Here is a 26,541-nt window from a genome sequence, read left to right on the forward strand (position 1 = left end):
CGAGATCTGTAGGGGCTGGAAAATGAGATTTACCGTCAAGGCAAAGCTTGCCACCGCGTTCGGTTTGGTCATCGTCCTGTCCGGGCTCGCGGGCGGCGTGTCGTACATGAAGCTCGGCGACATGATGGCCACCGCCGACAGCATGGTCCTGCGTGCAAACCGGATGGAGAAGGCGACGCAGATCGAAAAGGATATTCTGCTTCAGCTGCGCGCCGAGAAGAACGCAGTTCTTGGAACGGAAGCTCAGGCCGAGCAGTTTGCCGCTGAGGCCGCGAGGCTTCGCGACGAAGCGACGAAGACCAGGGACGAGGTCTACGCGCTCGCCAGCGAGGGGGGCCGGAAGCTGCTCGACAGCTTTGCAGCCACCTACGCCAAGATGAATACGTACCAGGAAGAGACGCTTCGGCTTGCGAAGACCGACAAGACCAAGGCCATGGAGCGCTCGATGGGCGACGGTCGCAAGGTCGTCGCGGACGCGATGGAAGCCATGGGGGCCTATGTCGTCAACACGAAGAAGCAGATGGCCGAGCAGGCTGTCCAGTCCAAGGCAGAGGGGCACCAGGCCCAACTCTTGCTGACGATGCTGATCGGCGTCTCGCTGGCGGTTGCGATCGGGGCTGCGCTGTGGATTTCCATCTCGATCAGCCGTTCGCTTGGAAGGGCTGTTGGCCTTGCGGGCGCGGTCGCGGAGGGTGATCTCAGCCGGACCATCCCCTCGGCGAGCAATGATGAGATCGGAGATCTCGTCAGGTCGCTGAACGTGATGGTCGAGAAGCTCCGGCAGATCGTCACCGAGGCGATCACGGCGGCGCAGAACGTCTCGGCCGGCAGCCAGGAGCTGTCCGCCAGCGCCGAGCAGCTCTCCCAGGGCGCGACCGAGCAGGCATCGTCCGCCGAGGAAGCCTCCTCCTCGATGGAGGAGATGGCCTCCAACGTGAAACAGAACGCCGACAACGCCAACCAGACCGAGAAGATTGCGGCGCAATCGGCCAAGGACGCCGAGGCCAGCGGCGTCGCCGTCGGTCGTGCCGTCGAGGCGATGCAGACCATCGCCGAGAAGATCACGATCGTGCAGGAGATCGCGCGCCAGACCGATCTGCTCGCGCTCAATGCGGCAGTGGAAGCGGCGCGCGCCGGCGAGCACGGCAAGGGCTTTGCGGTGGTCGCCTCCGAGGTGCGCAAGCTCGCCGAGCGCAGCCAGGCGGCCGCGGCAGGCATCGGCACGCTCTCCACCGAGAGCGTCAAGGTCGCGCAAGAGGCGGGCCAGATGCTGTCCAAGCTCGTGCCCGACATCAAGAAGACCGCGGAGCTGGTGCAGGAGATCACCGCGGCCTGCCGCGAGCAGGACGTGGGCTCAGCCCAGATCAATCAGGCCATCCAGCAGCTCGACAAGGTCGGCCAGCAGAACGCCAGCGCATCCGAGCAGGTGTCCTCGACCTCGGAGGAACTCGCCTCGCAGGCCGAGCAGCTCCAGTCCACCATCTCGTTCTTCCGGATCGAGCACACGGCACGCAAGGCGAATGCTGCGGCCGAGCCGATCGACCGCGCCGTCGGTCAGCTCCGGGCCAAGGCTGCGCATATGGCGGCTGTGGATCGCGAGACGAAGAAGCCGGCCCCCGTCCGCAGACCGGCACGCGCGATGAAGGTCGCCGGTGGCGGTGGTGGCTTCGCCTTCGACATGCATGACGGCGAAGACGACCGCGACGCCGACTTCCAGCGTTGATCAGCCGGTCCGGCCGTTATGCCGGACCGCATTCATTTGCCAACCTCCGGATCCTTGGACTGCATCATGGCCGCAACCTCGCAATATCTGACGCTCGGGCTCGCCGGCGAGACGTTCGGCATCAGCATCCGCAATGTCCGTGAGATCCTCGACATGCGGCCGATCTCGCGGCTTCCGCACGCCCCGAACTTCCTGCTCGGCATGATCGACGTGCGCGGCAGCGGCTATCCGATCGTCGACCTCCGGACCAAGCTCGGGCTGCCGGGCGTGCCGTCTACCGAAGCCACCCGCATCATCATCCTCGACGTGCCGATGAAGGACCGCCTGGTCGGCGTCGGCTTCGTCGCCGACTGCGTGTTCGAAGTCACCGACATCGACGAGCAGGCGATCGAGCCCATCCCCGAAATCGGCGGCAAATGGCAGTCCGACTATGCCGCCGGCATCGGTCGCAAAGGCGAGAAGTTCGTCGTGATCTTCGACCTCGCCAAGCTGATGGCCAACGACAAGATCCCGGCAGGGCGCGATGCAGGCGCGGACGCGCCTCGCGCCGCCTGAGTAAGAGTGAAGCGTGATCACGCGTAAACACCCCAATTCGAACCAACGAGACTGACATGAGAGTCACCGTCAAAGCCAAGCTTGCCACCGCCTTCGGCGTCGTCATCCTGCTGTCCATGATCGCCGGCGGGGTCGCGTATCTGAAGCTGAACGACATGGTCGCGACGGCCGAGCATCTGTCTGCCCGTGCCGGCCGGCTGGCCAAGGTTGGCGAACTTCAGGAGGCCGTCCTGCTTCAGGTGCGGGCCGAGAAGAACACTATCCTCGCGGCGGAAGCCGACCAGGACAAGTTCATCGGCCAGATCGCTCAACTGCGCGAACGCGCGATGAAAGTGAAGGACGAGGTCTATTCCAGCGCGAGCGAGACCGGCAGGAAAATGATCGAGACTTTCGCCATTGCCTACGCGAACTCCAACGCGGTACAGGATCAGACGCTTGCGCTCGCCAAACAGGACAAGGCCAGGGCGACAGAGCGGTCGATGACCGAGGGCCTGAAGGCCTCCACGCCGGCACTCACGGCGGCGAGCGACTACATCAATTATGTGAAGAAGCAGATGGCCGCGGAGAGCGAGCAGGCCAAAGTCGACGGAAGCCACGCCACCCTGATTCTCGTTTCCCTGATCCTCGCCTCGCTCGTCATCGCCATCGCTGCCGCGGTCTGGATGGCTCTGAATATCAGCCGTTCGCTTTCCAATGCGGTCGGCCTTGCCGATGCAGTGGCGATCGGCGATCTCAGCCAAAAGATCGATTCATCCAGCAATGATGAAATCGGCGACCTCATCAAGTCGCTGAATGCGATGACCGTCAATCTGAATCAGACCGCCGCCGTCGCCAACGAGATCGCCCAGGGCAACCTCACGGTCGAGGCCAAGCCGCTGTCGGACAAGGATACGCTCGGCCTTGCGCTCGAACGCATGGTCGAGAAGCTCCGCCAGATCGTGTCCGAAGCTCTCACTGCCGCGCAGAACGTCTCCGCCGGCAGCCAGGAGCTCTCCGCCAGTGCCGAGCAGCTTTCGCAGGGAGCGACCGAGCAGGCCTCCTCTGCCGAGGAAGCCTCCTCCTCGATGGAGGAGATGGCTTCCAACGTGAAGCAGAACGCGGACAACGCCAACCAGACCGAGAAGATCGCCGCGCAGTCGGCCAAGGATGCCGAAGCCAGCGGCGCAGCGGTCGGCCGCGCCGTCAGCGCGATGCAGACCATTGCCGAGAAGATCACGATCGTGCAGGAGATCGCGCGCCAGACCGATCTGCTTGCGCTCAACGCGGCAGTGGAAGCCGCGCGCGCAGGCGAGCACGGCAAGGGCTTTGCGGTGGTCGCCTCCGAGGTGCGCAAGCTCGCCGAGCGCAGCCAGGCGGCTGCGGCCGAGATCGGAACGCTCTCGGTCGACACCGTCAAGGTCGCGCAGGAGGCCGGCGCCATGCTGTCCAAGCTCGTTCCGGACATCAAGAAGACGGCCGAACTCGTCGAAGAGATTACCGCGGCTTGCCGCGAGCAGGACGTGGGCTCGGCCCAGATCAACCAGGCGATCCAGCAGCTCGACAAGGTCGGCCAGCAGAACGCCAGCGCATCCGAGCAGGTGTCCTCGACCTCGGAGGAGCTCGCCTCGCAGGCCGAACAACTCCAGTCGACCATCGCCTACTTCCGCATCGAACAGGGCGGAAAAGCTCACGCCGCGCCGATTGACCGGGCGGTCAATCAGCTGCGCGCCAAGGCGGCCACCATGGCGGCGGTCGAGCGTCCGGCGAGAAAGCCGCTGGGCAAGCCGGCGCGTGCCGTGAAGGCTGCCGGCGGCGGCGGATTCGCGTTCGACATGAACGACGGCGAGGACGATCGGGACGCGGATTTCCAGCGCTAGGATTCCGACGGATCGGCCCCCATCGGCGGGCCGATCCGTCTTCGGCAATTTTAGTTAAAGTGTAGGATTTAAGATGCTCCGAATGGCCGGTTATGCAATGCAGGTGGCCGTCCCGGCTCGGGGCAGGCGGCCATGATGCCTGCGATGCAGGATACGGCCGTGCACCTGTCCGACCGCCACTTCCGGACCATCGCCGAATTGATCGAGGGCCAGGTCGGCATCAAGCTGCCTCAGGGCAAGCGGTTGATGCTGGAGGGGCGGCTGCACAAGCGCGTGCGCGCGCTGAATTTCTCCGATCTCAATGAATATGTCGAAAACCTGTTCGAGGCGGATCATTTCGACACCGAGCTTACTCATCTCATCGATGTGGTGACGACCAACAAGACCGACTTTTTCCGCGAGCCGCAGCACTTCACCTTCTTGCGCGAGATTGCGATTCCCGCCCTGCTCAAAGTCCGCGGACGGAGAAACGCCAACCTGAAGATCTGGAGCTCGGCGAGCTCCACCGGCATGGAAGCCTACACGACCGCGATGGTGCTGGACGACATGACGCGCAGCGGATCGCGCTTCCAGTACCGCATTCTCGGGACCGACATCTCGACCGCGGTGCTGCGCCTCGCCAGGATGGCGATCTACAACCGCGATGTGCTCGCCCCCGTGCCGGAGCAGTTCGTGAAACGGTATTTTTCGTCGTCTCGCGACAAGTCGCGCGGCGAAGTGCGGATCGTGCCTGAGCTACGGCGCATGACGCACTTCATGAGGATGAACCTCATGGACAAGTCCTATCCCGTCGACCGTGACGTCGATATCATCTTCTGCCGCAACGTCCTGATCTATTTCGAGCGCGAGACCCAGCGCAAGGTGGTGGAGCAATTGTGCAGCCATCTGCGTCCGGGCGGCTATCTGCTGGTCGGGCATTCGGAATCGATGATTCACAGTGCCGTGCCTGGGCTGAAGCAGATTCAGCCAACCATCTTCCAGGTCTAGCCGGAGTGCAACCAGAATGCCGAGGGAGAAAGTTCGCGTGCTGATCGTGGACGATTCGGCGTCGGTGCGCCAAATCCTGCTGACGATCTTGAGTGAAGATCCTGATATCGAAGTGATGGCGACCGCGTCCGATCCGTTCGTGGCGGCCAAGCGGCTCGAGAAGGAGCTGCCTGACGTCATCATCCTCGACCTCGAAATGCCGCGCATGGACGGCATGACCTTCCTGCGCAAGATCATGGCGCAACGTCCGATACCGGTGATCATCTGCTCGTCGCTGACCGAGGAGGGCTCGAACGTGATGTTCGAGGCGTTCGAGGCGGGGGCAGTCGACATCGTGCCGAAGCCGAAGATCGACACGCGCCAGGCACTGCTCGAATGCTCCGCGCGGCTGCGTGAAGCCGTGAAGTCGGCCGCCCGCGCCCGGGTGCGCCCGCGTGCGGAGCGTCGCGCAATCGAGAAGAAGCTGACCGCCGATGCCATCATCCCGCCGCCGGTCCAGGGCAAGGTCCGGCCGACCACGGAACGCATCGTGTGCATCGGTGCCTCGACGGGCGGCACCGAAGCGCTCAACGACGTTCTTGAAATGCTGCCGCCGCACTGTCCGCCCATCGTCATCGTCCAGCACATGCCGGCAGGCTTCACCGCCGCCTTTGCCAGGCGTCTCGACGGCGTCTGCCAGATCCGGGTCAAGGAGGCCGAGGACGGCGAACCGGTGCTGCCGGGTTGCGCCTATATCGCGCCGGGAGCCCGCCACATGCTGCTCCAGCGCATCGGCCTGCGCTACCAGATCGCGATCAAGGATGGGCCGCCGGTGTCCCGGCATCGTCCGTCCGTCGACGTGTTGTTCCGCTCGGCGGCCCAAAATGCCGGCGCCAACGCGCTCGGCGTGATCATGACCGGCATGGGCGACGATGGCGCGCGCGGAATGCTGGAGATGCGCAAGCTCGGCGCCTCGACGCGGGCACAGGATGAAGAGAGCTGCGTGGTGTTCGGCATGCCCAAGGAAGCCATCGCTCACGGCGGTGTCGAGAAGGTCGTCTCGCTGAACCATATCCCGCGCGAAATCATGCTCTGGTATCAGGCCGGGCATGTTGCGGTGGCAGGGTGAGCGCAATGTCCGTCATTCCCGCCGACACGCTTGCCGAGGCGATCGCCGCGACCGAGGACGTCTCCTCCCGCATCGAGGACGTGTTCGCGCGGGTCGGTCAAGAGCTCGGACGCGGGCATCTCATCTTCAAGGAGTTGAACCAGGGCCTCGCAACGCTTTCCTCGGAACTCTCCGGTGCAGAGATCGAGGGCGCCGCGACCGCGCTACAGGAGATCGCCACGCGGCTCAGCGATCTGGCGCAGGCGCTGCCGGCCGAAACCGCCCTGCTTGATGCGATCGGCAAGAGCACGGCGGAGGCGTCTGCCTTGCTCAAGCCGCTGTTCAAGCACATCCAGATGATCACCATCATCGCCCGCAGCGCGCGGATCGAGGCAGCCTCGCTCGACAGCGATCGCGAGGGTTTTCTCGCCTTCACGCAGGAAGCTTATGATCTCGGCAAGGCCGTGCAGGGCGCGATCGAAGGCTGCGCGCGGGATCAGGAGCGCCTGTTCGAGGCGGTCGCTACCGCATCGGGCCGGCAGAAGGAGTTCGAGAGCCGCTACCGGAATCAACTGGCGGCCGAGAGCGTCGAACTTGGCTCCGCCTATGCCGGATTGCATGATCAGCGCCGCAACAGCAGCCATCTGGCCGATCGTGCAAGTTCCAGCACCAGGAAGATCGCCGAGGCGGTCGGCAGCGCCATTATTTCCCTGCAGGCGGGCGACAGCACGCGTCAGCGTCTCGAGCACGTCTCCCACGGCCTCGGCCTTGTCTCTGGACCCGCCCCGAGCCTCGTGCCCGAACCGGTCGCGAGCGATGACGGCGCACGTGCGATCTGCCAGTTGCAGGCGGCCCAGCTCAGGGATGCCCAGCGCGAGTTCGGCGGCGACATCGGCCAGATCGTTCGCGCGCTGACCGCCATCCTGAACGATGCGGGCAGCGTCGTCGGCCACGGCCGCACGTTGTTTGGCGGCGAGGATGGCAGCTCGTCGTCGTTCCTGACACGCATCAAGGAGACGCTGGCGCACGCATCGACCCTGATCGCCACCTGCGAGGGTGCGGGCCGCTCGGTCGACGAGGCGCTCGCGATCGTTGAGGATACGCTGGCGAAATTTCGCCAGGCGATCGCCGGGCTGGCCGAGGCGACAATCGACATCACGCTGATCGGAATGAATGCGGGCCTCAAGGCAAGCCATCTCGGCAGCCGCGGCAGCGCTTTCGTCGTCATTGCCAACGAGCTCAAGGCAACCGCCGACCAGGTCTCGGTGGGAGCAGGGCGTTTGAGGCCTGTGCTCGACGGCATCGAGCGGTCGGCCGGGGAGCTGAAGGTACTCCGCTTGCAGGGCGATCCCACGCAACTCGCCAAGCTCGAACCGCAGATCCTCCAGGCGCTGCGCGAGATCGAGGCCGGCAATGAGCGGCTCGGCAAGCTGATGAGCCGGCTCGTCGATGAAGGTGCGGAATTCGAGGGCCTGATGAATTCGGCGCAAGGCCTGATGACCACGCTAGGCGAAGGCTCCGCGGCGTTGCCCACGGTCGCGGCCCGGCTCGAGACCGCGAGCGCAGCCGCGCAGAAGCCGCGGCCGCAAGCGCAGGACGAGGCGGTGCTTGACCAGCTCTTTGCGCGCTACACGATGGAACGCGAGCGCGACGTGCACCGGGAGTTCCTGCAAACCTTCGGGCTGGGGTCGATCGCCGCCGTGCGCCCGGTCGAGGCAGTCGAGACGGCGGACGACGGCATAGAATTGTTCTGATCCTGCTGCGGGCGCCGCCGCCTGCGCCAGCGGAAATTTGACGGATTGACTTTGCACGGCGTTAACCGTGGCGGAATGCTCACCACCGCGGTCATTGTCGCGGCCCCACGGCTCGTTGCAAATACGCATGGAATTCATGGGTGGATCTTTCCATGCTGAAAGAGGGCAAATACGCGGCGTGGTTCAGAACCGCGCAAGCGCAAGGCACCGGAATCGTGCATGTGGCCCAGGGTCGGATCTCCGGCAGTGACAGCTTCTTCACCTATGGCGGCTCCTATCAGTTCCATGACGACCAGCGTTTCACGGCCGTTCTCACCACACGGCGACATGCCGACGGCCCGCCGACCGTGTTCGGGTTCGACGAAGTCGAGGTCGAGCTCTCCGGCGTGTATACCGGCGCGATGGCGACCTGTTCGGGAACGGCCCGGGAAGCGCCTGACGTGAAGTTCGAGGTGACGCTGATCTACAGCCAGGAAGATGCGCCGGCTGAAGCCGACCGGAGCGCGGTCGTGAAGCTCAAGGCCGACAAGCTGCCCAAGGGGCTCGACGGCCGCTCCCGCCCGCGGCAACCATTCACGGCGGGCTTGCCCAAGTAAGACGCAGATCGCCGACGATCCGCGCAGCTTCACAAGAGCTCGCACCTAGAGCGCGATGAGATTGGGATGAATCGTCATCGCGCTTCAGGTTATTGTTCGAGCATGGTCTCTTCGGAGAACCGTCCTACACTTTCCCGGATCATGCTCTACCGCCGCGATTAGCATTGCATTGACATTGTTGTCCCGAAGTCACGCCGCGGCCGCGCTGAAGCAATGCTGCCTTTAGAAGCGAGAGCTAGTATTGCGGCCGATCAAGCGTGGTGGAAGAACATGCCTCAAATCTGGATGACATACGACGAACTCGGCGCGCTTTGCGGCTGCGGCGCAATGGAGGCCCGGGACCGCGCCATCCGTTTGTCGCTCGATCGCCGCAGGAGTCGCGATGGGGCAACGCGCGTCAAACTCGATCAGATACTGACGGTCAAATTCTTCGCATCCATTCGTGAGGCGAATTTCGATCTCGATTACGCCATTGAGGCGCTGGACGAAACCCATCGGCAGATGGCCGAACTCCTGGATCCGTCCGAGCTCCACAACAGGCGTGGGGTGGCTTGAGCCGGCCGCCTCAGGAAGGTGGTCTGGGCAAGAACGCCAAGATCATCTGGGCGAGCATGACGCCTACGGTGCCTCCTGCCGCCTTCTGCAACACGTCGAGGAAGCCCGGATCGCGGTCGGGTATGAACGCCTGCATCAGCTCCAGCCCCATAGCGACCGTGACGACGAGAGAGCAGGCGAGTACGAGCCGTCCGGGTAGCAGGAAGGAAAGCAGGAAGCCGAGCAGCCCGTAGGCGCTGAAGCGCTCGATCACGACGACCCAATAGGCCTCGTGATGCCCCATGAGTGCGGGTCTACCCGCCAGTCTCGCCAGGGTGGCATAGACGATCAGCGCAAGACAGATGCTCGCAGCTGCTATGATGTGATTCCTGCGCATGACGCCAACATACAAGGTTGGTCGCCCGTCAGGTTCGAAAGCCGAAAGTATCGTTAAAGGCGCCGCTCGCACACGCCTGCTTTCAACGTGATACGTTCTGGCGATTCGACGTCGCAGGCCGAGCGACAGGCTGCGCGGAGTGCGGCGAGCGGCGTGCGCTGCCGCGCCGAAGTCAGGTCTTCTTGCCCGTCTTCGACTTCAACGAAAGGCCAAGCCGTAACGCCATGCGCTTGATCGCATCGGGCGAGCGCCCGAGAATTTTCGCGGCTTGTTCCAGCGAGGCTGAAGACTTCGCCAACTCCATGAGCCGGCGGTCTTCCTTGAACGACCAGGGCCTGCGCGCCATAACCAAACGATCCTCTCGTCGACACAACGACAAAGCCGCCAAGCGGACCCATATTCGCTCGACGGCTTTGCTTGGGCGGGGCCGGGCTTTGGGGGAGCCCGGTGCGAGAGATGGATAAGGAAAGCGTGAAAGTTCGCAACAAACAACGCGGATTAAGCTAACCTCTCAACCTTACCGGGATGAAGTTGGTGAATGACGCTCCGTATAACCACGGATGTTTCGTTAATGTCGTCCGCAACCGGGCAGCGACCGCATTCGAAATCCGTCGAAGCAGTCTTCATCAATGCGAAGAGCAGACGTGCTCGGTCACCGTGCGCTTGCCGCTTGCCGAGAGGGATACGGGATTCGGCTTCCACCTTATGTCCACCCATGCCCAAGATCTTCCGCCGCCCTCAACATGAACGAGGGAGATTACGGGCTGCCGCCGCGGACGAAGTTCGATGGCTCCAGCTTGATTCCAGGCAGGAAGAGGCTTGGCTGGTCTGGATCGCACAAAGCCGGCCGGGCGGGTGCAAGCTTTAAGCTTTGTTAACTATGCCTGACCGATGGTAGCGGCCCAGATCTCGAATGCGGGATGGCCCAAATGTTTCAGCTGTTCCTGAGAGCGCGTGCACACAGTCTTCTCGGCTCCCGCCGCGAGGACAAGGGCTTCAAAGCCCGCTCCGTCGAGCGTGATGCGGAGACCGACCGCGTGCGGATCGGTGCCGTCCTGGCGGCGATCGAAACGGCATTGCAGGAGGCGGAGAGGGAGCAGGCCGGGCTGAACCGGCGCGTTGACGATGCCCTCGCGCGTGCATCCGTCACCTTCGGAAACGGGACCGATGAATATCTCGAGCGGGAGCCGCTCGACAATTATCATCAGGATCTCTTCGCGGCCGACATCTCGAACGGCCAGCGCCGGCTCAAGGAGCTGACAAGCACCATTGCTCACCTGAAGTTCGTCAAGTCCGCAATGCTCACGCGTTTCCCGGACTTCAAGCCGCCGCAGCTCAACAGCTAGTACTTGGGGTCTTGCTGCGCTCTGCCTCCATCCTTCGAGATGCGCGGATCACCCGGGGTCGACCGCGTTACAGTTCAGCATCGGTTTGCGGTTTGGTGCTGCGATCCTTTTTGATATGGTTCCGGCAAGCATTCACGGAATTGAAGGAGAGACGAGGTGCCGGTCAAAAATCTACAGAGGTTGGTTGGATTGGCAGGTGTTTTGACACTGACTGCGCCGGCGACGGCCTCAGCCATCACCGCCGAAGTCGCGCGCGCATGCGATGCTGCGGTCGCCAAAGCCTTTCCGCCCAGACAAATCGGCAATCCCGCGGCCGGCAGCGCCAAGGGAACAGGCAAGGATCAGCGCGATTACTTCCAGAAATGCGTCGCCAACAACGGCAAGGTCGACGACATGCCGGCGGATGCGCCAAAGGACAACAAGCCGGCCAAATAAGAAGTAGGCGAGTGGTCGAGCGAAGTGGATGCCGGTTCGCTTGAAGAAATGCGTCGATGTAGCGATCGAGCGTTTCGGTTCTGAGAAAATCAGACCCCAAGCTCTACCGCCGTGGCGGCGGACATGGCGAGTAGAAGGCGCCGTTCGCCGCATTGATGCGTTCGACGCATTGATTGGGATCAGTGACTGTTCCGGCGACCGTGAAGTCGTAGCCCATCCCCTTGACCACGACGATGTAGCGGCCGGGAGCGAGCGTAAAGCCGTCCTGCTCCGGCTGGAGCAATAGCATTCGCGACTGCTGTTCGATCGGACCTACCTTGTAGGGGTACGACATGCTGCGGATGACCCAGGAATCGCCGGCGTTGACCATGGCGGCTTTCCCGCTGGCATCGACGCCCAACGCCCGGGAAACTTTCGCGACGACCCGAACTTCGGTCCCGCTCGCGTCGACGCCCCCATCGGGCCTGAACACGATGAACCTGACGTCGCCATCCATCAGTGTGGTCACGCTCGGCGCGTTGATGGCTGCCGAGATCGCGACGCGCCGGTCCGGAATCTTTCCGGGCACCGGCTTGAGCTCATGGAGTTGGCCCTCGCTCAAGGCGTAGACGCCGAACGTCGTCGGCAAAGGCATCGAGGGTTGCGCAACCGGCGCTGGCTCCTTTGGGGTCTCCGGCGTTCGTTCCAAGGTCTCGCCCAGCGAGGGACTTGGAATCGTGGTCGGTTGAGGCTCCGAAGGCTTCGCCCGCTCGGACGGCGGCGCTACCTGCGACAATGCGGTCAGTTGTGTCTTCAGCCGTGGCCAAGAGACGATCGCGGTCCCGGCGCCCGCAACGAGCAGGAGGATGGCGGTCAATCGAATGAGAGAATTGAAGGCCCCCTTCTGTTTGGGATGCTCGGGCAACCTCGGCGATGCGACAGGATGACGTGCCGTTTCCGCAGCCATGGAAGGGGTCGGGGAAGCCAAAGCAGGCGACGATGGAATGGGCGGGGGAGTAACACGCGCCTGCGGAGGGGCATCGACTTGCGGAGAATTCGACGCGATGGTGGCACTCGCCTTTGCTGATGAGGAAGTTCCGCCTCGCTCAAAGGACCGTTCGACCTCCTGAATGGCGCGTTCGAGGACCTGCTGGAGCTCTCGTGCTTCCCACGCACTGGCGGGGGTGAATTGTTCCAGAAGCTTGACGCGGGCCAACTCGTAGACGACATCCCGCATCTGCCGCGGATCGTCGGAGATCTCGCGGATCCGCCCCGAAAGCAGGCGGACGAGTCCGGCCTCGATCTCTTGCGCCTTCGAGGCGTTGGCTGCTGTGTCGCCGGTCTCGGTCATCAAGGCCGATCAACTAGCCCGGATACTGCTGTTTCGCCAGGCTTTTCACCCCGGCTCCCCTCGGCCGGGGCGAGCGCTCTATGCCGCCCTGCAAAGGTCCTGCGCGATCGTCTCGAAGCGCTTGCTTTTGGGTGGAAACCTGTGACATTTCGCCCGGCTCCTCATTCCGGTGTTTGACCATGCGCGGCGTTTTGACAGCAACCATGTTTTTGGCCTTCCTGGTTCAGTCCGCTTCTGCCCAAGGGACCAAGGATCAGGCCAACACCACCAGCTCCAGCATCATCACGACCCCGACGAAAAAAGCGCAGACCACCCCAGCTGCGTCCCGGCCGACCGCAGTCCGGAACGTGACGGGGAGCCTTCCTGCCGGAAGGGCCGCCCAAGGCGTTTGGAGGGATGGCAAGCTGGTTGCCGTGCCCAGGTGAGGTCACGTAACGAACTGTCAAGCAGCCGTGAAGGAACGGTGTTCGCCTCCCTGACGTTCTTGATCGGGAGATTTCGCATGAAACGATTGGTCTTGATCATACTCGCGTTCGCCGTGCCTGCCAGCGCTTGGGCCCAGGGCGTCAATGACACCTCGACGCCCAATCGCAACGTGATCATCGTCAACCCCTCGCAGCCCGCGCCTCCCAACGCGACTCGGAATATTCCGAGCCGGATCGAGCCGCCGGTCACGAGCGGCGGACGCGCCCGGCCCTATCACGGGAACAGAACCCGGGGCAGCGGGTCGAGCCGCTATTAGCCGCTTCGGCGGCGCTGTGAGACAAGCTATTGCGGGTTGACCTCGACCTCCAGGGTCGAGGTACCGGGGTCGTGCCGGTTCTTGCCCGAGATCAGCAGCGTGAACCTGTCGGCACCGCGCGTCGTGCTTTCGGCCGAATAGCGGAAGCCGGACCCGACCACTGCCAGTTGCCCTCGCGATGGTCCGCTCACGACCGAGACGTTGAAGATCTGCATGTACGACCAACGGAGCCCCTGGATGCAGTCGGCTCCGGGTTCGATCGACATCGTCCATCTGACCGTGTCCTGCGATAAGGCGAACGGCGGCCGTTCCTTGATGCAGAGGGGGCTGGCGTGCGCCGCCGGGCCAGATATGGCGCAAGCCGCAGCGACGATACCTGCCAGCAATACGGGACTTGCGCGCATTCTCAGCAACTCCATGGGCGGATGCCGAAAGTTAGCAGCAATGACCTAATGAGGTCTTAGAGCGGAGCCGTCTGCCCTTGAGCCGATCCCGTGACGCGAATCTCAGGTCCTTCGGTCATCCGGTCAACCTCTCTCCGGACCATGCCATTCTGCCCTGTTTTGCCCGACAGGTCAACTGCCATTTCGGAAAACTGTAACTCCTTGATCCAACTGGTGCCGGCTACTGTGCATGGGGTTGTTTTTTGGATTTTTCATGGAAAGTCCAAAGGGAAGCTCGTCCGCGAAACGGGCTTTCCTGCCATCGACAAAGGTATAGGCTGAGGCGTGGAAGACGAGGACATTGGCCAATGGTCGTCCTTGTCGCTCTGTCAGGGAGTGATCAGCGTGCGAACGGGTCGACGTGGCCACTGTGAAAAGCGATTTGGGAAGCTGTCTCGGACCGTCGCAACCATCGCCGGTGTACTCGGCCTTGGTCTCGCCTGTCCGGCCTTGGGTCTCGCTCAGACCGAACTGGCGCCCTCGCTCAACGACTATCTTCCATCCAGCGAGCCGGAAGTCACGCGCGACGAATGGCGCCAGCGGATCGAGGACGCACGGCGCCGCGCCAAGGAAGTCTTGCGCGAGCGGCGGGAGCATCCCGAGCTCTCCAAGCCCATTCCGGTAGATCCGGACCTTGTCGCGACCGAGAGCCTGCTCAACGATGAAAGCCTGCAGCGAGGCGACATCGTCACGACCAAGAAGGGCATGTTCGTCTACAAGGGGCGATCCGATCAGCCGCGGCGCGATGAGGACTTTGTGCCCGTCAATCCGAAATCGGTACGCTGAGGAATTGGCTGCAGCCCCGGAAGCGATAGCCACAAGGCTGGAGCGGGCTCAGTACCGCCGCAAGATCTCGTTGAATTTGGGATCGGCAATCTTCGTCGTCTCCAGCAGCAACGATTTGCCTTGCGGCGTTGCCTGCACATAGGCCGCGATCAGCAGAGGCTCGTAACGCGAGCGCCTGGCCAGCGCCGCCCGAATGTCGGATTGCGCCAGGAGCTTGATCTCCTCATCGGTCGCCGCCGCGCTCGACGTCACGGTCCGGACGCGAGAGAAGGCAATGTCGATCGGCACCGATCCGGTCAAGTAGGACATCTTCACCGCCGGCGTGGCCGCTTCGCCGGATTGGGCCTGTAGCGTGCCGAGCGTGAGCCACAGCGCGGGCCGGATCGGTGAGACTTTCAAGGCAGCCAAGACGGCGGCCTGAGCTGCTTTGTTCTCGCTGGCCCTGCCGCCCGCCGCGGTCGGCGGACCTTGAAGAGCGTCAGCGGCCATCGCCGCCGCGTAGTTCGCAAGCAGATCGCCATCCCATGAAAACGCGGCCAAGCCAGCTGCGGCTGCCAGCTTCGCCTTCTCGGGCGGAGGCTCGCCCGAGAACAGATCGCTGGCGCGAAACTTCGGCCTTGTCAGATCGCCGTAGAACGCCATGCCGGCGTGTAGCGCCAGCAGGATTGCTGTGCAGATGCCGACGACGCGAAGCAGGATCATGCGGGTCATGGAGGAATTGACGAGGCCTGTGCGGGCGGGCCCGACGACGGGACCGAGGTCTGGCCAGAGCGCTTAGATTGCCAGCAGACTATCGCCCTGGATGGTCAGCAGCGTCAAGTTTCCGGTCGCGTAGGCGCCGGTGTCGATGTTGATGCGGTTCGGACGGATATCGGGCGTGCTGACCGGCGTATGGCCGTGAACGACATATTTGCCGAAGCGCTCCTCGGAGGTCAGGAATTCCTCGCGGATCCAGAGCAGATCCTCATCCTTCTGGCGATCGAGCGCGAGGCCCGGCTTGACGCCGGCATGGACGAAAAAGAAGTCGCCGCAGGTAAAGGAGGAGGGCAATTGCTGGAGGAACGCCAAGTGCTCCGGCGGCAGCGCGCGTTTCAGTCCCTCGATCAGTTCGACCTGCTGCTCCGCGGACGGATTCATGGTCGGCGTGATGCCGTAGGAGACCAGGGTCAGCAGGCCGCCATAATGGCGCCACTCCTGCAGGCGGGCCGGGTTCTTGAGGACCTCGAGCAGGAAGACCTCGTGGTTGCCTTTCAGACAAACCGTCTCGTGCGATTTCGAGCGTTCGATCAAGAGATCAAGAACGGCGCGTGAGTCCGGGCCGCGATCGACATAGTCACCGAGAAAGACCTGAATGGCGCGTTCGGGGGCCGAGCGGGCGAGATCGACGTCGATCACGGTTAACAGCGATCGAAGCAAATCGGCACGGCCGTGCACGTCGCCGATCGCATAGACGCGAACGCCGTCGGGAAGCCGAGGTTTGGTCTTCTTTCGAAAATGGCTGGAAAAGCCCATCAGGTCGGTCGAATCGCTTCTAGCGTCACGAGCGGATCATCGCGACCGCTATTAGCAGAAAAGTCACACTTCGGTATTCTTAATTATTTCCGACCGCTTAGCCCGCATTTTGATTAAAGGGTCGCGCGGCGTTTGAGCCGTATTTCAAGGTGTCTGGCGTAGCGTCTCCCCAACAAGAACGGGGAGCGCAACATGCGCAAAGTCGTGAAATTCCTGGCGGCCGTGGCCGCAATCGTCGTTGCTGCGGGGGTGCAGCAGAATGCGGAAGCCGCGTTCGTCGGCGCGCCCATGGGGCTGCGCGGTGCCATCCAGTACATCAAGTTCGACCAGCCGACGCTGGCGCCGATGGCTTTCACCATCTTTTGCCTGAAGTACAAGGACGAGTGCAAACCGCGGCCGCAACAGATCGTCTTCCGCGGCGGCCGCCTGAAGCTTACGGCCCAACGCCTGGTGCAGATGCAAGAGGTCAACAAGCGGGTCAACAGCGCGATCCGTCCCGAACCCAACCTGGAAGGACTGCGCGGCGAAAAGTGGCTACTGCATCCCGCGAGCGGCGACTGCAACGACTACGCTGTGACAAAACGCCACGATCTGATCGCCAAGGGCTTCCCGGCGCGTTCGGTGCTGCTCAGCGAGGTCGTGACCTCCTGGGGCGAGCATCATCTCGTGGTCGTGGTGCGGACCTTCTCAGGCGATCTCGTGCTGGACAATCTCTCCGGCCACATCATGTCCTGGTCGAAGAAGCCCTATCGCTGGGTCCGCATTCAATCGCCCAAGAACCCGAACTACTGGGCCTCCCTCGGCGATCGCGCCGTGTGAGAACGGCCGGACTTCATCGGGAGGATTGGCTGACGCTCTGCGACAGCCCCAGCCCCACGATCACCGCGAGACACAGGATTGCTGCCGGGCGAAGCAATCCTGGACCCGCAAAGCTCTGCACGAGCGCAAACAGAACGCAGGCCGCGGCTGCCGCGGGAAAGAACGAGTCGCGTCCGCGCTGCAGAGCCCCGAAGAACAGGCGGACCAAAGCGATCAGGCTCACCGCTATCATAGCAGCCAAGCCGATCCATCCCATCCCGGCAAAGACGGCCATGGCCGCTGAGGGCGCGGTCAAGACTGCTCCGGCATCGCTCTGATAGATCCTGCCCACCGCAGCAAAAGTCCCGGCACCAGCGCCGAACCAGCGCGTGTCGGCCAACATGCGCTCGAGGGCGGCCTTGGTCTCGGCTCCCATTTCCGGGACGAGCCGCATCAGGACCGGTCCGGAGCTCTTCTCGAACAGGAAGGTGAGCACGATCGCGGCGCCGACCAGGGCTGCCACCGACAATGCGCTCGCGGCCAATGGTGACAGGGCCAATCTGCGGATGACGAGGATCAGCAGCATCAGCACAACGCCGAAAGCCGCTGCGATTGCGCTGTTCGTTCCGGAAAACCCAAAGACCGCAGCGGCGCTGACCAAAGCTCCGACCATGCCGCAAAGGCCGATCGCGACCGAGCGCAGCACCGAGCGATGCGTTTCAGCCCGTTCAGCGGCGAGCTGAATGACCGCCAGATTGAGCATGAGGCCAAGGCCGGCCAAGGTCGCAGTGAGGTCATGCGGTACCTCTGCAGCAAACGCCGGAAACAGCCGATGCAAGTCGAAAATCAAGGCTGCAATCGCGGCTACGCCACTCAGCACAAAGAGGATCAGCTGGGCACGGCTGCGGTTGCGCACGACTAGGACGGTGACACCGAGCAACGAGATCGCCGGAAGCGCCAGCAGCAGCGCGTTCAGCGTCAAGCCGATATCGGCTGTGATCGGCCCGAGCGGCAGACCGCCGAGGACGTCGTGAGCGCTGGCCCAGATCGGATGCGCCCAGCTCAGCGGAAGAGGGACGAGTTGGACTGCGATGAACAGCGGAATGGCGGTCAGGATCCACCGGCCCCCCGAGGTCGCGCGAACGTAGTGATCGTAGCCGGCCTTGCGCGTGCTCGAGGCGGCCGCCAGCAAGCTCAGTGCTGCGGCCATCGTCGCGAGCTGTGCCCCGAACTTGACGCCGGCGATTTCGAGAGCGGAAGCGGAAACGATGGAAACGATGAGGGTAAAATAAGCGAAGGACAAACGGCGCTCGAAGGGAATCCTGAAACGGTCAGGCCACCATACAAGCGAGCGGTGCGTTTTCAAGCAAAGGTCTTTGGAGGCAGACAAAGCTGGCTTTCGCGCGCCCTACGAAAGACTCATGGCAACGTCAGCCCGGCGTCATCAGCGCACGGACTTGACTGGGCGGGCGAATACGCGCCCGGCACGCGCGGCAGCAAGGCCAAAGCGGGCCCCGGACCCGAAGAGATAGCCGCCCTGCAGGGCGATGGCTGCGAACACCATGCCTTTCAGGCTCTCGAGCACGGTGAGATCGATCAGCAAGCCGACCGGGATGGCGGCGAGCACCATGACAAAGGTCAACGGCAGCAGCACCAGGACCCGAAAGCGTTGGCCCAGCACGGCACCGACGAGAAAGCTGAAAATCAAAAACGCGATCATCCGAAACACTCTCCGTGCTCCGGACCCTAGGTTCCCCTCCCTAAAAAGACCCTTAAGTTGTATGGCTAAATTTGGCCTATTGGCTGCAACTTGCCAGCAGCGAATGATAAGCCTCTCGCAGCCCGTTCAGCACTACTACGCCTCTGATCTCGCTGTCGCCTTCGCTGACCGCCACGGACAGCGAGGCCGCTGTCTGCCACTTGCCGGCGGCAAAGGCAGAGACCTCGTCCGGTAGCAGCACGGTAGCGCCTGCGGCCGCCATGCGAGCGTCGAAGGTCAAGGTGCCGCCGCCGGTCGCAGCGATCGTGACCTTAGGGCGGCTCCGCGGCGGGAAGGGCCGGATCAAGGCCACCATCACGTCGATCTTGCCCTTTGGCGCACAGCGGACGATCAGGCCGGCAAAGTCCGGGTCCGACTGGGCCGTATCCGCGGTCTTCATGATGGCGGCGAAGCTCTCGCCGTCCTTGGCCCCCTGGGTCCGGGCGAGTTTCCAGACGGAGGAGGAGTCCGGTCGGGCGATCGCAACAAGTGGCGCTTCGCGGCACGACGATTCTGGGCGGCCAGGGCAGGGGGCGGCAGGGCTCCATGGCCGACCAGCGGCGCCGAGGAGGGAGCCTGCCAACAGCGGGATCAGAAGGAGGCCAGACACGCGGAAGTCCTATCCTGAATGGGCTTGGCCGGAGCAAGGGGCGGCGACGCCTGCGCCCAACATGCTTTAGGCCTCAAGTTGCGCATTTTGCCCGCCGGCCGGGCACATGAAATACAACAAATAGTCACAAAGGGTTAAACCAAGCCCCAAAGAGTGGCTTGAAGGCAACAGTAGCCAACGGATCGCTCCGTTAACCACCGGGAGCGCTTGTCGCACCACCCCCTAGGCCGTACCAACTACGTCAATTGGGGACTCTCGGGCGCTATTCATGTCATCTATCGCCAAAACCTATGTTTTGAAGCCTGCGCTTCTGGTGGCCGCCTTGGCGCTCGCGGCATGTTCGACTAATCCCGGTTCGGGCCCGCTGACGGACGACGTTAACAACAAGGTCCAGACTGAAAATGCGCCGGCCTACGAGCTGGTGCCGCTCAATCCGGCGACCGTAAAGATCCTGCACACCCATGAGCCCAAGGGGCTCGCGGGCGTGTTCACCGATCGCCGTCCGCCCGCCAGCATCGTGTTCGGCATCGGCGACGTCGTCAGCGTCACCATCTTCGAAGCCGCGGCAGGCGGTCTGTTCATCCCGGCGGAAGCCGGCGTTCGTCCGGGTAACTTCGTGACCATCCCGGATCAGGCGGTGGACAATGACGGCTTCATTACGGTGCCCTATGCCGGTCAAGTCAAAGCCGCGGGCCTTACAGCGGTCCAGATCCAGCGCTCGATCATCGAGAAGATCGGCAACCGAGCCATCGAGCCGCAGGCGGTCGTGGCGATGTCTTCACAGCGCACCCAGCTCATCAGCGTGCTCGGCGAGGTCAATTCGCCCGCGCGTTATCCGGCCAGCGCGGCGGGCGCCAAGGACCGCGTGCTCGACGCGATCACCCGTGCCGGCGGAATCAAGGGCCAGGGCTTCGAGACCTGGGTCATGCTGGAGCGCGGCGGCAAGCGGGCGACCGTGCCGTTCGAAAATCTCGTGATGGCGCCCGAAAACAACGTCTATGTTCGCCCGGACGACAGCATCTACGTCTATCGCGAACAGCAGAAGTTCCTGGCGTTCGGCGCCAGCGGCCAGAGCGGCGAGTTCAACTTCGATGCCTGGCGCATCAACCTCGGCGAAGCGGTCGGCAAGGCCGGCGGTCTGTTGGACGGCCAAGCGGATCCGGCCGCGGTGTATCTCTATCGCCGCGAGCCGCGCGAGGTCGCTGCCCAACTCGGCATCGACGTGAGCAAGTACACGTCAGAGACGATCCCGGTCATCTTCAACGTGAACTTCCGCGATCCGGGCGGCTTCTTCCTCGCCACCAAGGTCATGATGAAGAACCAGGACATCATCTACGTCTCGAACTCGCGCAACGTCGAGGTTGCCAAGTTCCTGAGCTATCTGCGCGTGATCATGGCGACCGGCAGCGATGCCGTGAACCTCTCCAACGATGCCCTGATCTTCCGCAACAACATCAAGCTGGCGCCGTAAGCGCCACCTGATCGACCCAGAACCGATGGCACCGGGCCTTTGTCCCGGTGCCATTTTCGTTTAGCAATGGAACTGGTTCTGCCTGGGCTGCGAGTTGGGGATTTGGATCAAGGCGTCACTGAGCATGGCGCGCCAGTCATCAGTCCCCCCGCAATGTTGCAAGGGCTTCATGCGCTTTCGAGCATTCTGGCGTCTTCTGGCACTGGTTCCTGTCGCCTTCGGGTTTGCACCGGTCGGGACGGCTCTCGGCGCTGCCGCAGAGCTGGGCGTCCGCCATCGCATAGACTTGATGGTCTCTGCCGAGCCTGATTCTCCGATCCTGTCGCGCCTGAGGGGGGCCAAGGGCGAGCTGTCCCTGACCGTCCGTCTCTCGGCGAACTCCAAGGAGAGCAGGTTCTTCGGCATGCTGCGCCCGTCTTTTCCCGATATCGTCGTTCCCGATGGCGCGGGCCAGCCGCTGGTGAAACAGACCAAGCTCTGGGAGGAGGAGGTCTGCCATCAACGCCGCGGTCTGCCGAAGGTCACCGTGACCCAGCTCGGTGGGCATTTTGCGGAAGGCGAGGGGCGGATCGAGATCTCCGCCATCAATCGCCACATTGGTCTTCTGGTCCCGCCCGACGAATTGACCCCCGGAATGAAACTCGATTCCGGAAGCGATAGTCTTGGGCCATTCTATGCCTTTCGCGCGCAGACGCGAAACAGCCGCCTGAATGTGGATGTTAGGATTTATTCAATCGATTGCTCTCTTTAGTGCGGTTCATCGATTAATTGAATCGGGAGGGATTCCGTCGGGCGGCGGTTTGTGATTCAAGATGCTGGCTGGATCGGAGGCCAGCATCGGATGGTCCGACCTCTTTCGAATGATCTTCGGGAACGAGCCGTGAAGGCGGTGGAATCGGGCGAGAGTTGCCATGCTGTGGCAGCCCGGTTCGATCTTGCAGTGTCGTCGGTCGTGAAGTGGCGGCAGCGCTATCGCGCGACGGGTTCGGTGGCGCCGGGCAAGGTGGGCGGTCACCGCAAGCCGGTTCTGGAGCCGCATCGAGCGTTCATCGTGGAGCGGATCAGGCAGACGCCACATCTCACGTTGCACGGGCTGAAGGACGAGCTTGCCGCGCGAGGCGTGAAAGTCTCGCACCAGGCGGTGTGGACCTTCCTGCGACGCGAAGGTCTCAGCTTCAAAAAAAACACTGTTCGCCCTTGAGCAGGGCCGCGCCGACGTCGCGCGGCGACGGCAACGCTGGCGCAACTTGCAGGATCGCCTCGATCCAAACCGCCTGGTGTTCATTGACGAGACCTGGATCAAGACCAGCATGGCCCCGCTGCGCGGCTGGGGATCCAAGGGCGAGCGGTTGCGCGGCTTTGCACCGCACGGTCACTGGCGAACCCTGACCTTCCTCGGTGCCCTACGCGCCGACCAGCTCACCGCGCCTTGCGTGTTCGACGGACCGATCAACGGCGAAAGCTTCCGCGCCTACGTCGAACAGCAACTCGTCAAAGTGCTCAAACCGGGCGACATCGTCGTCATGGACAATCTTGGTAGCCACAAGTCGCCAACCGTCCGGCAGATGATCCGGAAAGCCGGCGCAAGGCTATGGTACCTGCCGCCGTACTCACCTGACCTCAACCCGATCGAGCAAGTCTTCGCCAAGATCAAGCACTGGATGCGCATCGCACAGAAGCGCTCGATCGACGAGGCCTGCGACTACATCGGCCACCTGGTCAGAAACGTTCTGCCCGGCGAATGCAGCAACTACTTCGCTAATGCTGGATACGCTTCCATCAAAAAGTGAAACGCTCTAGTCCAGGCAAGGCAGCCGAGGCGAACAACGACCGTTGTGGTTGACGGTTGTCGGAAATCCGAGCCCGCGAATCCGAACAGAACCAGGCAAGGAGCAATCGGCCTCGGCAAATGGGCTGGTGCTTTCCCGATCTGATCTGCTCTCGGCGCGCTATCGCGCTGCGTGCGTGTCGTACCAACCAGCCGGAGGAAAGTCCGGGAAGCGGTAATCCTTTCGCCCGGCCGCGCGCACCAGCGCTGCCTGAAGCCCGCCAAGCATTCGGAATAGGCTCTTGCGCCCCTGGAAGATGCCTGCGTCTCCCGCCAGCGCATAGCCGCGGAAGATCCCCTTGTAGACCTCAAGCGCTTCAAACATGTCCATCCACCGCCCTGGCAATTCGTTGCCGAACAGTCCGCTGCTGCCTTGTTCGAATCTGTGCGCCTGGAAACAGCCTTCGGTCGCCGGCTGAGGCGGCTCCTGCAGGGAGACGAGGCTCTGATCTACAATTTTGTATTTGGAATAGCCCAGGCTCCTGAGCAGTTCGAACTCCCTTACGAGATCATTCCAGTTCTTCTTCTCGGACTCGATCGACACGAATCGCGGGGGTTCGGAAATGTTCTCGAGCGATGACAACGCGTCAAAATCGTTTCCTTCGATATCGATCTTGCAATATCTGGGAATACCGTGGTCGCGCATGATATCGGCCAGCCGCTCGGCTTTAACCGTTATCTGTTGCACGCTCGCTGCGCCCAGCATCTGGTTTCGCTTGACCCACTCGAGATTTGCCGTTCCCCAGACCGAGTGCTCCGTGTTGACGTAGAAGTCGATATTCCCCGGCGTCTTGGCGACGGCCAGGTTGAGAATCTTCAGTTGCCCTGTGGCAACCTGCTGGGAAAACTGCTGGCCAAGTGTGGTACAAAATTCCGGTACAGCTTCGATGGCAACGACCTTGAATCCCTTTTTGAGGTAGAACCCGGTGTCTTCACCCTTATGGGCGCCGAGATCGTAAATGAGGTTATCGTCAATCATGATTTGGTACTCGTGTCCCGGTCGTGATGAGCGTAGCGCGCAATGCGTTCTAGCGGCGGAAAGACAAGATGTTGGTTGGATGAATTGAACCGGCAATCAAATCGGCCACTGCAGCCATGTTTCCGGCAAGCCTGCCTCGATAGTCGATCATCGGATGCTCGCGAAGCGAGCGCAGCGCGTTGGACGCGAGCGCTCGTGTCCAAAAGTATGCGCATTTTCCGAGGGTAATTGTTCCTTTTCGCGCAAGGTAGAGCGGATTGGCGAGTTGCGAGTAACCATATTTGTAGCCACTGACCCGTCCAGACTTTGACCCGAGATGAACACCGATCAAGCTTTTAGCTCGATGGATGTCCGAGAACTTCCTGATCTGTCCGGAAAAATCCGTATCCTCGAGCCAGCCATAGAGCGGCAGATTCTCGTCGAATGCACATTGGTCGAAGACTGTCGCTCTGAAGGCCATATTGCACCCGTACAGTCCTTCTTTCCACTCGCTGCTTCCGATCTGATCGTTCGTCCGAGGCAGCGCCAGCGCATCCGAAGCCTGCTGCTCGGTGATTGCGATGCTGCCTCTTGCCCCGTCCATGATCACCGCTCCCGTAACGGCGACGACCTGTGGACTTGCCGCAAACAGCGCTTCGCACTTCTGCAGCCAATCGGTTGCAGGCCTGAAGTCATCGTCGAAGAAGACAATGATCTTCGCAAGCCAGGCCTCGGGAGTGCTTGTCTTCCTAGCCGTTTGTATGCCGTGGTTTCTCTGCGACGTCAGTCCCGGCCGAGGAGAAATCAGTCGGTGCACGCTGAGATCATCAGGGACGGCGGCAACACCGGGCAAATCCTTGGGTTCAGCGCCCACAAGCATGACGCTATCAGGCGCGCGTTCTTGAAGTCGAAGCTGGTCTAGAAGAACTTGAACGTCCGCCGGTCTGCCACGTGTCGCTAAGATGACGTCAATATTCAATTTACCCTCGCAGAGCGACGGCCAGCAACGCTGGTCGTCTGACATAAGAACTTCGTGGAAACGTTCGATCGGAAGCAGGAATTCTCCCGGAAACAGTCTGCCGGCAATTGGCGACGTGGGCTTTCGCAAGCCTGGAGATGCGGTGCGGGCGAAGCACTACCGGACCACGTCGCGGAAATCCAGCGTAGACGATTGAAATTGGGACCGTCCAGCCCCTTCATCGGATGAGATCCGCGCTTGGGGCGAACCGTCCTGTTAACGAACTCGAGGCCGTCAGGATCGGGACGCATTGCGGAGCAGGGCCGGCAGAACGTTCTCCCTCTTTAACCGTGCTCCCGGATGAGTTGACGCCGGAAATTAACCTCTGTAGGCGGGATACGGTTCAGAATGGATCATCCACCTCCGAGTGCGGCTCTTGCTGGACGCCTGCGGGATCATCCGCTCTAATGTATTCTCCACTGGGGGGCCTCAGACGAAAGCGATGGGCCGTGTTTCGATGAACATTCGCTGGTCGGCCGATCTCGTATCCAGCTGTGTGCTGTTCTTTGTTGTAGCGAGTGCGCCGTTCCCGTTTGGGTCGACCAACAATCTGGCCATTGCCTTCTGGTGCGCTTGTCTGGGAATTGCCCTGATATTTGCGCCAGCGAACGCCCTGCGTCGTCCCCATCTCTGGATCATCGCAGGCATCCTCATCGTTGTCGCCGCTTACGGCTTCGCGCTGCACGAACAGCTGTCTGACAGCCCCTGGATTGCGCCATATCATCCGATCTGGAAGCAGCTCGGCTCGCTGCTCGATACAGCCGTTGCGCCATCGGCCTCGATTGTCAGGTACGAAGCTTTCTTTGCTGTGGGGGCGCCACTTGCAAACATCTTGGCTATTCTGGTGGGGCTCGTGATTGGCGCCGACGCGAGGCGTGCACGCCAGGTAATGCTGGTGATCGCGCTCTCAGGCAGCTTCTACGCTGCATATGGCGTCCTCTCGTTCCTCATCGAACCGACCATGATTCTGTGGCGCGACAAGACCGCCTATCTCAGCAGCGTCACCGGCACGTTCATCAACCGCAATACCGCCGCTGCCTATTTCGGCTCATGTGCGGTCATCTGGATGCTTCTGCTTCTTACGGACGTGCGCCGCCACCTTCCCGGAGGACGCTTCAGATGGAGCAATCTCTCCCGCGATCTGGCTAAAATTCCTCAGGCTTCGCTAGCTCTGAAATTCGCCGCGCTCCTGATCTGCGTCATGGCGATGTTCATGACTGGCTCGCGGGCGGGCGTGGCTGTTTCGCTCCTCTCCATGATCTTCGTCTTTGTCGTCTTCCTCCGGAAGGACCTTCGACCGCGCACCGGCGTCTGGATGGCCTTTGCGGCCGCCGCCTTGGTCGCTCTCGTTCTCTTGGAATTGCTCGGTGGTCGTGTCGTGGGCCGCTTCGATAGCCAGGGGCTGACCGATAGTGGCCGGCTTGAGGGGTGGAAGTCCTCGCTGCTCATCATCGCCGATACCCCCTGGTTCGGTACTGGGATGGGGACTTTCCAGTCGGCCTTTCCAGCCTTCCGCAGCCCGAATATTTCTATGCGCGGCACCTGGAATGCAGCCCATTCGACCCCTCTGGAGGTCGCTTTGGAGGCCGGAAGTCCGATGACGCTCCTCCTGGCGGCCGGTTGGGCGGTCATGCTCACGGTGCTTGCACGCGGGGTGTTCAGCCGCAAGCGTGACGCTTCGATTCCCCTGGCTGCCATCGGCACTGCGCTGCTGGCGTTGCTCCATTCCGGCCTCGATTTCACGTTGCAGATACCGGGTTACAGCATCCCCTTCTTTGCGCTTTTCGGGGGCGGCCTGGCGCAATCCTTTCACTCCGGCGAGGGGAGCGTCGAGCCGAAAGGGGCTGCAACAAATGCGCTGTCGACCCGTGCTCTCACTTCGGGATCGCCAAAACAGCCCTCTTTCCAGGTACTTGGGCCTTAACTATTCCTTTAGAATTGGTGGACAGGACTGCCTGTTTCGACTACTTTCCTATCGTTTCGTTCGGGCCATAAAGGCAAACTAGTTGTTGAGGA

General features: G+C 62.2%; 28 protein-coding genes. 17 read left to right on the plus strand and 11 right to left on the minus strand.

Features of this window, described 5'->3' with window-relative positions:
- The first annotated feature begins 22 nt into the window (after window positions 1-22).
- The 8 genes from ABIG06_RS20485 to ABIG06_RS20520 all read left to right on the plus strand — a co-directional run bounded on the left by ABIG06_RS20485 (window position 23) and on the right by ABIG06_RS20520 (window position 9,113).
- A complete protein-coding gene (locus tag ABIG06_RS20485; protein WP_370138391.1) occupies window positions 23-1,723 on the plus strand; it encodes a methyl-accepting chemotaxis protein in 1,701 nt (566 codons plus the stop codon).
- Window positions 1,724-1,789: 66 nt separating this feature from the next.
- Window positions 1,790-2,278, plus strand: coding sequence for a chemotaxis protein CheW (locus ABIG06_RS20490; protein ID WP_124161137.1), 489 nt, complete (start codon window positions 1,790-1,792; stop codon window positions 2,276-2,278).
- 56 nt (window positions 2,279-2,334) lie between these two features.
- On the plus strand, window positions 2,335-4,134 hold the full coding sequence (locus ABIG06_RS20495; RefSeq protein WP_124161138.1) for a methyl-accepting chemotaxis protein: 1,800 nt from the start codon (window positions 2,335-2,337) through the stop codon (window positions 4,132-4,134).
- A gap of 132 nt (window positions 4,135-4,266) precedes the next feature.
- Window positions 4,267-5,121, plus strand: coding sequence for a CheR family methyltransferase (locus ABIG06_RS20500; RefSeq protein ID WP_370138392.1), 855 nt, complete (start codon window positions 4,267-4,269; stop codon window positions 5,119-5,121).
- Window positions 5,122-5,137: 16 nt separating this feature from the next.
- Window positions 5,138-6,229, plus strand: a complete 1,092-nt coding sequence (locus ABIG06_RS20505; protein ID WP_124161140.1) for a protein-glutamate methylesterase/protein-glutamine glutaminase — start codon at window positions 5,138-5,140, stop codon at window positions 6,227-6,229.
- A 5-nt stretch (window positions 6,230-6,234) separates the two neighbouring features.
- Entirely contained in the window at window positions 6,235-7,962 is a 1,728-nt protein-coding gene (locus ABIG06_RS20510; protein WP_124161141.1) for a chemotaxis protein, read from the plus strand.
- A gap of 152 nt (window positions 7,963-8,114) precedes the next feature.
- Entirely contained in the window at window positions 8,115-8,558 is a 444-nt protein-coding gene (locus ABIG06_RS20515) for a hypothetical protein (RefSeq protein ID WP_124161142.1), read from the plus strand.
- Between the two features lie 270 nt (window positions 8,559-8,828).
- Complete coding sequence (locus ABIG06_RS20520) at window positions 8,829-9,113, plus strand: hypothetical protein (protein WP_124161143.1); 285 nt, start codon at window positions 8,829-8,831, stop codon at window positions 9,111-9,113.
- 10 nt (window positions 9,114-9,123) lie between these two features.
- Here the strand turns inward: ABIG06_RS20520 and ABIG06_RS20525 are convergent, their stop codons facing one another.
- Both ABIG06_RS20525 and ABIG06_RS20530 read right to left on the minus strand, forming a co-directional pair.
- On the minus strand, window positions 9,124-9,489 hold the full coding sequence (locus ABIG06_RS20525) for a VanZ family protein (protein WP_124161144.1): 366 nt from the start codon (window positions 9,487-9,489) through the stop codon (window positions 9,124-9,126).
- Window positions 9,490-9,661: 172 nt separating this feature from the next.
- Window positions 9,662-9,835 (minus strand): hypothetical protein, encoded by a 174-nt coding sequence (locus ABIG06_RS20530; RefSeq protein ID WP_199751639.1) that lies wholly within the window; start codon window positions 9,833-9,835, stop codon window positions 9,662-9,664.
- Window positions 9,836-10,418: 583 nt separating this feature from the next.
- Here ABIG06_RS20530 and ABIG06_RS20535 point away from each other — a divergent pair.
- The gene (locus ABIG06_RS20535; protein WP_124161145.1) at window positions 10,419-10,835 is read left to right on the plus strand and encodes a hypothetical protein; all 417 of its coding nucleotides are present in this window, start codon (window positions 10,419-10,421) and stop codon (window positions 10,833-10,835) included.
- Window positions 10,836-11,024: 189 nt separating this feature from the next.
- Complete coding sequence (locus ABIG06_RS20540) at window positions 11,025-11,270, plus strand: hypothetical protein (protein WP_245454533.1); 246 nt, start codon at window positions 11,025-11,027, stop codon at window positions 11,268-11,270.
- A gap of 103 nt (window positions 11,271-11,373) precedes the next feature.
- Here ABIG06_RS20540 and ABIG06_RS20545 read toward each other — a convergent pair whose 3' ends face one another.
- Entirely contained in the window at window positions 11,374-12,486 is a 1,113-nt protein-coding gene (locus ABIG06_RS20545) for a hypothetical protein (protein ID WP_370138393.1), read from the minus strand.
- A 616-nt stretch (window positions 12,487-13,102) separates the two neighbouring features.
- On the opposite strand from ABIG06_RS20545, the gene ABIG06_RS20550 reads away from it, so the two are divergent.
- Window positions 13,103-13,342, plus strand: coding sequence for a hypothetical protein (locus tag ABIG06_RS20550; protein ID WP_124161148.1), 240 nt, complete (start codon window positions 13,103-13,105; stop codon window positions 13,340-13,342).
- A gap of 26 nt (window positions 13,343-13,368) precedes the next feature.
- Here ABIG06_RS20550 and ABIG06_RS20555 read toward each other — a convergent pair whose 3' ends face one another.
- Window positions 13,369-13,608 carry a hypothetical protein gene (locus ABIG06_RS20555; RefSeq protein WP_199751642.1) on the minus strand — a complete coding sequence of 80 codons (240 nt, stop codon included), beginning with the start codon at window positions 13,606-13,608 and terminating at the stop codon, window positions 13,369-13,371.
- A 627-nt stretch (window positions 13,609-14,235) separates the two neighbouring features.
- Between ABIG06_RS20555 and ABIG06_RS20560 the strand changes: the two genes are divergently transcribed.
- Window positions 14,236-14,571, plus strand: coding sequence for a hypothetical protein (locus tag ABIG06_RS20560; protein WP_370138394.1), 336 nt, complete (start codon window positions 14,236-14,238; stop codon window positions 14,569-14,571).
- A gap of 48 nt (window positions 14,572-14,619) precedes the next feature.
- Here the strand turns inward: ABIG06_RS20560 and ABIG06_RS20565 are convergent, their stop codons facing one another.
- Together ABIG06_RS20565 and ABIG06_RS20570 are read right to left on the minus strand one after the other, a co-directional pair.
- Window positions 14,620-15,282, minus strand: a complete 663-nt coding sequence (locus ABIG06_RS20565; RefSeq protein WP_370138395.1) for a hypothetical protein — start codon at window positions 15,280-15,282, stop codon at window positions 14,620-14,622.
- A 63-nt stretch (window positions 15,283-15,345) separates the two neighbouring features.
- Complete coding sequence (locus ABIG06_RS20570; protein ID WP_370138396.1) at window positions 15,346-16,083, minus strand: metallophosphoesterase family protein; 738 nt, start codon at window positions 16,081-16,083, stop codon at window positions 15,346-15,348.
- A gap of 192 nt (window positions 16,084-16,275) precedes the next feature.
- Between ABIG06_RS20570 and ABIG06_RS20575 the strand changes: the two genes are divergently transcribed.
- Window positions 16,276-16,902 (plus strand): transglutaminase-like cysteine peptidase, encoded by a 627-nt coding sequence (locus ABIG06_RS20575; RefSeq protein ID WP_370138397.1) that lies wholly within the window; start codon window positions 16,276-16,278, stop codon window positions 16,900-16,902.
- Window positions 16,903-16,915: 13 nt separating this feature from the next.
- On the opposite strand, the gene ABIG06_RS20580 is transcribed toward ABIG06_RS20575, so the two are convergent.
- The 3 genes from ABIG06_RS20580 to ABIG06_RS20590 form a co-directional block, all read right to left on the minus strand.
- The gene (locus ABIG06_RS20580) at window positions 16,916-17,863 is read right to left on the minus strand and encodes a hypothetical protein (RefSeq protein ID WP_370138398.1); all 948 of its coding nucleotides are present in this window, start codon (window positions 17,861-17,863) and stop codon (window positions 16,916-16,918) included.
- 462 nt (window positions 17,864-18,325) lie between these two features.
- A complete protein-coding gene (locus ABIG06_RS20585; RefSeq protein ID WP_124161153.1) occupies window positions 18,326-18,601 on the minus strand; it encodes a hypothetical protein in 276 nt (91 codons plus the stop codon).
- A gap of 76 nt (window positions 18,602-18,677) precedes the next feature.
- Window positions 18,678-19,040: a hypothetical protein gene (locus ABIG06_RS20590; protein ID WP_424578380.1), complete on the minus strand. Its 363-nt coding sequence runs from the start codon at window positions 19,038-19,040 to the stop codon at window positions 18,678-18,680.
- 478 nt (window positions 19,041-19,518) lie between these two features.
- Between ABIG06_RS20590 and ABIG06_RS20595 the strand changes: the two genes are divergently transcribed.
- The 3 genes from ABIG06_RS20595 to ABIG06_RS20605 all read left to right on the plus strand — a co-directional run bounded on the left by ABIG06_RS20595 (window position 19,519) and on the right by ABIG06_RS20605 (window position 22,511).
- Window positions 19,519-20,721, plus strand: coding sequence for a polysaccharide biosynthesis/export family protein (locus ABIG06_RS20595; RefSeq protein WP_124161154.1), 1,203 nt, complete (start codon window positions 19,519-19,521; stop codon window positions 20,719-20,721).
- 124 nt (window positions 20,722-20,845) lie between these two features.
- Window positions 20,846-21,472 carry a hypothetical protein gene (locus tag ABIG06_RS20600; RefSeq protein ID WP_370138400.1) on the plus strand — a complete coding sequence of 209 codons (627 nt, stop codon included), beginning with the start codon at window positions 20,846-20,848 and terminating at the stop codon, window positions 21,470-21,472.
- A gap of 90 nt (window positions 21,473-21,562) precedes the next feature.
- A protein-coding gene (locus tag ABIG06_RS20605) for an IS630 family transposase (RefSeq protein ID WP_370138401.1) occupies window positions 21,563-22,511 on the plus strand; the annotation gives its coding sequence in 2 pieces (ribosomal slippage) (window positions 21,563-21,898 and window positions 21,900-22,511; 948 coding nt in all).
- 159 nt (window positions 22,512-22,670) lie between these two features.
- Here ABIG06_RS20605 and ABIG06_RS20610 read toward each other — a convergent pair.
- Window positions 22,671-23,528, minus strand: coding sequence for an FkbM family methyltransferase (locus ABIG06_RS20610; RefSeq protein ID WP_124161155.1), 858 nt, complete (start codon window positions 23,526-23,528; stop codon window positions 22,671-22,673).
- Between the two features lie 49 nt (window positions 23,529-23,577).
- Window positions 23,578-24,531 carry a glycosyltransferase family 2 protein gene (locus ABIG06_RS20615; protein ID WP_370138402.1) on the minus strand — a complete coding sequence of 318 codons (954 nt, stop codon included), beginning with the start codon at window positions 24,529-24,531 and terminating at the stop codon, window positions 23,578-23,580.
- Window positions 24,532-24,982: 451 nt separating this feature from the next.
- On the opposite strand from ABIG06_RS20615, the gene ABIG06_RS20620 reads away from it, so the two are divergent.
- Window positions 24,983-26,449, plus strand: a complete 1,467-nt coding sequence (locus tag ABIG06_RS20620; RefSeq protein ID WP_370138403.1) for an O-antigen ligase family protein — start codon at window positions 24,983-24,985, stop codon at window positions 26,447-26,449.
- The last annotated feature ends 92 nt before the right edge of the window (window positions 26,450-26,541 follow it).

The organism is Bradyrhizobium sp. USDA 326 (genome assembly GCF_049739485.1).
In the GTDB taxonomy this organism is placed as follows: domain Bacteria; phylum Pseudomonadota; class Alphaproteobacteria; order Rhizobiales; family Xanthobacteraceae; genus Bradyrhizobium.